Origin of the sequence: Streptomyces sp. NPDC059456 (assembly GCF_042750055.1) — a bacterium.
Classification (GTDB): domain Bacteria; phylum Actinomycetota; class Actinomycetes; order Streptomycetales; family Streptomycetaceae; genus Streptomyces.
The window spans coordinates 1-4,890 of sequence record NZ_JBHYVA010000637.1 but is presented as its reverse complement, the minus strand read 5'-3'; the positions used below and the strand labels follow the sequence as shown (position 1 = coordinate 4,890).

At 73.1% G+C, this 4,890-nt stretch carries 4 protein-coding genes, 1 tRNA gene and 1 pseudogene; 2 read left to right on the top strand and 4 right to left on the bottom strand.

Annotation, left to right across the window (positions count from 1 at the left end):
* The 4 genes from ACFXA3_RS35295 to ACFXA3_RS35280 form a co-directional block, all read right to left on the bottom strand.
* Positions 1-883, bottom strand: an 883-nt coding sequence (locus ACFXA3_RS35295) for a DUF2252 family protein (RefSeq protein WP_385193914.1), incomplete at its 3' end; no start/stop codon positions are given.
* A 67-nt stretch (positions 884-950) separates the two neighbouring features.
* A complete protein-coding gene (locus tag ACFXA3_RS35290) occupies positions 951-1,610 on the bottom strand; it encodes a response regulator (protein ID WP_385193911.1) in 660 nt (219 codons plus the stop codon).
* Between the two features lie 8 nt (positions 1,611-1,618).
* Complete coding sequence (locus ACFXA3_RS35285; protein ID WP_385193917.1) at positions 1,619-3,283, bottom strand: sensor histidine kinase; 1,665 nt, start codon at positions 3,281-3,283, stop codon at positions 1,619-1,621.
* A gap of 293 nt (positions 3,284-3,576) precedes the next feature.
* A tRNA-Leu gene (locus ACFXA3_RS35280) sits at positions 3,577-3,659 on the bottom strand.
* A 292-nt stretch (positions 3,660-3,951) separates the two neighbouring features.
* On the opposite strand from ACFXA3_RS35280, the gene ACFXA3_RS35275 reads away from it, so the two are divergent.
* Positions 3,952-4,764 (top strand): FhaA domain-containing protein, encoded by an 813-nt coding sequence (locus ACFXA3_RS35275; protein WP_385193909.1) that lies wholly within the window; start codon positions 3,952-3,954, stop codon positions 4,762-4,764.
* Positions 4,765-4,774: 10 nt separating this feature from the next.
* A pseudogene (locus tag ACFXA3_RS35270) lies at positions 4,775-4,890 on the top strand (FHA domain-containing protein); the annotation flags it as partial.

Genomic DNA, 4,890 nt, shown 5'->3' with positions numbered 1-4,890 from the left:
GACAGGTCTTCAGGTACGGGCCCAGCGAGGCCGCCACGGCCGCCGCCTCCGCGTCGCCGACCCGGCGCAGCACCGGAAGCGCGTCCACGAAGCGGCGCGCCCCGTCGGGGCCGGCCTCGGTGGATTTGGCGGCGAACCGCGCCGACGTGTTGCCCCGGGCCTTCTCCGAGACCCGCTCCAGCGTGCCCAGCAGATCGCGGGCGTCGGTGTGCGAGACGAGCTCCTCGTCCGCGATGGCGTTCCAGGCGTCCAGCGCGGGCAGCTTGGCCAGCAGCCGCATGGTCCGGCGGTACGCGCCCACCGCGTCGAGCGCGGCGGCCCGGCAGGTGTCCTCGTCGGCGCCGGCCACCCGCCCGGCCAGGACCAGCGAGGTCGCCAGCCGCTTCACGTCCCACTCCCACGGCCCGAACACGGTCTCGTCGAAGTCGTTCAGGTCGATGACGAGCCGGCCGCGCGCATCGCCGTACAGGCCGAAATTGGCCGCGTGGGCGTCGCCGCAGATCTGTGCGCCGACTCCGGTCACCGGCCCGGCGGACAGGTCGTGCGCCATCAGCCCGGCCGATCCGCGCAGGAACGCGAACGGGTTCGCGGCCATCCGGCCGACCCGTATCGGCGCGAGCTCGGCGACCCGTCCGACGTTGGACTCCTCCACGGCCCGCACCGCGTCCGGCCGCCCGGCCGGGGCCTCGAAGTGCGCGTGCGCCGAGCGCGGCACCCGGCGGCGCAGGGCCTTGCCCGCCTCCTTGGGGGAGCCCGCCACGACCCGCGGCGCATATCCCTCGACGACCGGGATGCGCCCGCCGCCCGCCGGGGCCGCCGCGCCCGTCGTCCCGCCCGTGCCCGCCGCCGGCTCCGCCACCCGCTGCTCCGGTACCGCCACCATGCGCGCCGCCCCCGCCCGTGCCCGTCGGACCGTCCGGTCCGACAACATCATTTCGGGCTGACCGTATCTACAGCCCGGCGTCCCTGGCCAGCAGGGCGGCCTGAACGCGGTTCTCGCAACTCAGCTTCGACAGGATCCGGCTCACGTACGTCTTCACCGTCGCCTCGCTCATGTGCAGCCGCCGGCCCGCGTCCGCGTTGGACAGCCCCTCGCCGAGCAGCGCCAGCACGCCGCGCTCCCGCTCGCTCAGCTCCGCCACCCGCCGCCGCGCCTCCTCGCCGCGTGCCGCGCCCTGCCCCGAGGCCAGCTGGTCGACCACGTGCCGGGTCGCCCCCGGCGACAGGTAGGCGTCCCCGGCTGCGGCCGCCCGCACCGCGCCGATCAGCTCGCCCGGCGCCGAGTCCTTCAGCAGGAACCCCGCACCGCCCGAGCCCAGGGCCCGCAGCACGTTCTCCTTCTCCCCGAACGTGGTCAGGACCAGCGCCCGGACCTCCGGCGCCGCCCGCCCCAGCTCGCCGAGGGCGGTCAGGCCGTCCATCACCGGCATCTGGATGTCCAGCAGCATCACGTCCGGCGCGTGCGCGCGGGCGAGGTCCACGGCCTCGCGGCCGTTCGCCGCCTCCGCGACGACCTCGATGTCCGCGGCCGAGGTCAGGATCATCCTGATCCCGGCCCGGATCAGCGGCTCGTCGTCAGCGATCACCACTCGGATCACCTTGGCTGTCACCCGTGCTCCTACTGCTCGGCCTCGTACGCCTGCTTTTCGACGAGCTTGCCGTCCTTGAAGCAGAACCGGAAAACGGTGTTGGTGGTCAGCCGCGTGTCCTCCGACGACAGCAGCGCCAGACAGCGCGTGCCCTCGGGCCGCTCCGGGCCCTTGCGGTCCAGGCCCGAGGTCATGAAGCTGTCGCCGTCGGGCAGCCGGTTGCGGACCGCCTCCTCCGAATCGCCCACCCGGACCTTGTCGTAGTCCTCCCGGCTGATCATCGCGTTGCCCGCCGAGCCCACCAGCAGGACCATCCCGGCGCCGATCACGATCACCAGCAGCACCACCGCCGCGACGGCGATGCCGCAGCCCATCGCCACGCCCCCGGTCCGGCCCCGGGCCCCCACCGCCAGCTCCCGGTCCAGCGCGGCCCAGTCCATCGCGGGAGCCACCGCGGCTCCGGCCCGCGCCTGTGCCTGCTGCCCGAAGTCGTCGGCTACGTCCTGCGCCCCCGCCGGCTCCGCCCCGTACGGGAGCACGCCGGCCACCCGGAACCCTCCGCCCTCGGTCCCGCCCGCGTGCACCATCCCGCCGACCAGCCGGGCCCGCTCGCGCAGCCCGGTGAGGCCCTGCCCGCCCGACACGACCTCGCCGACGCCCGGGCCGGCCGCCGGACCGTTGGCGATCTCCACCACCAGCGAATCGTCCTCGTAGCGCAGCTCCACGGCGATCGGCGCTCCCGAGGCGTGCTTGTACGCATTGGTCAGCGCCTCCTGCACGATCCGGTACGCCGCGTGGTCGCAGGCCGCGACCAGCGGCCTCGGCCGCCCCGACACGGTCATCCGCACGTCGGTCCCCGCGCTCCGCGCCGCCTCCACGATCCCGGCGATCCCCGCCACCCCGCGCGCCGCCGGCCCGGCCTCCTCCACGGGCACCGGCGCCTCGACGCCGTCCCGCAGGATGCCGACGACCTCGCGCAGCTCGTGCATCGCCGCGACCGAGGCCTGCCGCAGGACGCCGACCGCGTCGCGCTGGCGGTCGGTGAGCTGCGGGTCGACCTCCAGGGCTCCGGTGTGCACGGCGATCAGCGCCAGCTGGTGCCCCAGGCTGTCGTGCATGTCCTGGGCGATCCGCTGGCGTTCCCGCAGCCGGGCCTGCCCGGCGACCATCGCGCTCTCCCGCATCAGCTGGGCGTTGCGCTCCTGGAGGGCCTGGAGCAGGGTCCGGCGCTGTGACCAGTAGCGGCTGGCCAGACCCGGCATCACCGTCATCGCGAGGAACATCAGCGTGGAGAACAGGATCACCAGCACGGGCGGCTGGTCGGACCACGCCTGCAGCACGGAGAAGCCGACCGAGGCGAGGAAGGCCAGGACGAACGCGGTCAGCGCCCGGCCCACCCCGACGATCCGGCGCCCCGCGGACCAGCCCAGCAGGATCATGGTCAGGCCCGCGCCGGGCAGGAACGGGGACACCGCCGCCGCCGTGATCAGGGTCGTCGCCGGCAGCCGCCGCCGCAGCAACGTGAGCAGCACCACAGCCACGACGCTGCCGGCCATCCGCTGCACGCTGCCGTTGTCGAGCTCCTCGACCCCCAGCCCGACCAGTGCGAGCACCGCGGCGAGCACCAGGTCCCCCGCGAGCGCCCGCCGGGTCCACGGCTCGGGACCCTTCAGCCAGTCCCAGCCCGCCCTCATCCTCGCCGTCGCATCCACGGGACCGACCCTAGACACGGCCGCCGCCGGCGGGCCGCCCTCTTTCGTCGCGCCCCCGCCGACGAAAGTCGCCCCCGCCCGCCCGGGACCTGCCGTTCGGGACCAGAACGCGCGGGCGGCAACGGCGGGTTCCCCGATGGCCGGATCCGGCGGTCCCCCAACTGATCCCACGTTCGGGACCGTTGACGCTTCGGGGCGGAGACCCGACCGCTCCGGGACCCGGGAAACACGAAACGGCCGCCACCGCTTTCGCAGTGACGACCGTCTCGTCGATGTGGGCGAGGGGGGATTTGAACCCCCACGTCCCGAAGGACACTGGCACCTGAAGCCAGCGCGTCTGCCGTTCCGCCACTCGCCCGAGCAGCGCCCCAGTGGATCTTCCCTTTCGGGCCGTTCCCCTGGCGACGTCGAAACATTAGCACGTCGGACGGGGTGGATTCACATCGCTTTCCCCGCACCCCCGAACCCGGCTCACAACGCCCCTCCCGCAGTGCACTCCCGGTGCGGGACACTGTCCTCTGAGCGCCCCTACGATCCCTTGTGAGTACCAACACTCATGCGCATGGGACCCAGGGGGAACCAGCCGAATCCGCCACGCGTGGATACGATCAGTAAGCAGTACAGGGCGACAACGACGGAGGAGGTGCCCCATGGGAGTCCTGAAGCGGTTCGAGCAGCGACTCGAAGGTCTGGTGAACGGCACCTTCGCCAAGGTGTTCAAGTCCGAGGTCCAGCCCGTCGAGATCGCCGGCGCCCTCCAGCGCGAGTGCGACAACAACGCGACGATCTGGAACCGCGAGCGGACCGTCGTCCCGAACGACTTCATCGTCGAGCTCAGCGCCGGCGACTACGAGCGCCTGAGCCCCTACTCCGGGCAGCTCGGCGACGAGCTCGCGGGCCTCGTCCGCGACTACGCCAAGCAGCAGCGCTACAGCTTCATGGGACCGATCAAGGTCCACCTGGAGAAGGCCGACGACCTCGACACCGGGCTCTACCGGGTCCGCAGCCGCACGCTCGCCTCCAGCACCTCCCAGGCGCCGCAGCAGGCTCCCCAGAACCAGCAGGGCGGCTACGGCTACCCCCCGGTCGCCGCACCGCCCATGCCCGCCGCACCGCCCCCGGGCGCCGCCGCGCGCCGGCCGGGCGGCGGCGGACCGGCTCCCGTACCCACCGGGGGCGCCACCCGGCGCCACTGGATCGAGATCAACGGCACCCGCCACCAGATCTCGCGCGCCACGCTCGTACTCGGCCGAAGCACCGAAGCCGACGTGCGGATCGACGACCCCGGCGTATCGCGCCGGCACTGTGAGATCCGGACCGGAACGCCCTCGACGATCCAGGATCTCGGGTCCACCAACGGCATCGTGGTGGACGGGCAGCACACCACCCGCGCTACGCTCCGCGACGGCTCGCGGATCGTCGTGGGCAGCACCACCATCATTTACCGGCAAGCCGAAGGGTGAAGCGGGGGCAATGTCAGAGCTGACCCTGACGGTCATGCGGTTGGGTTTCCTGGCCGTTCTGTGGCTGTTCGTCATCGTGGCCGTCCAGGTCATCCGCAGCGACCTCTTCGGTACGCGCGTCACGCA

Coding starts and splice junctions, on each gene's coding strand:
- ACFXA3_RS35285 (WP_385193917.1), bottom strand. CDS start 3,283: ATGAGGGCGGGCTGGGACTGGCTGAAGGGTCCCGAGCCGTGGACCCGG.
- ACFXA3_RS35275 (WP_385193909.1), top strand. CDS start 3,952: ATGGGAGTCCTGAAGCGGTTCGAGCAGCGACTCGAAGGTCTGGTGAAC.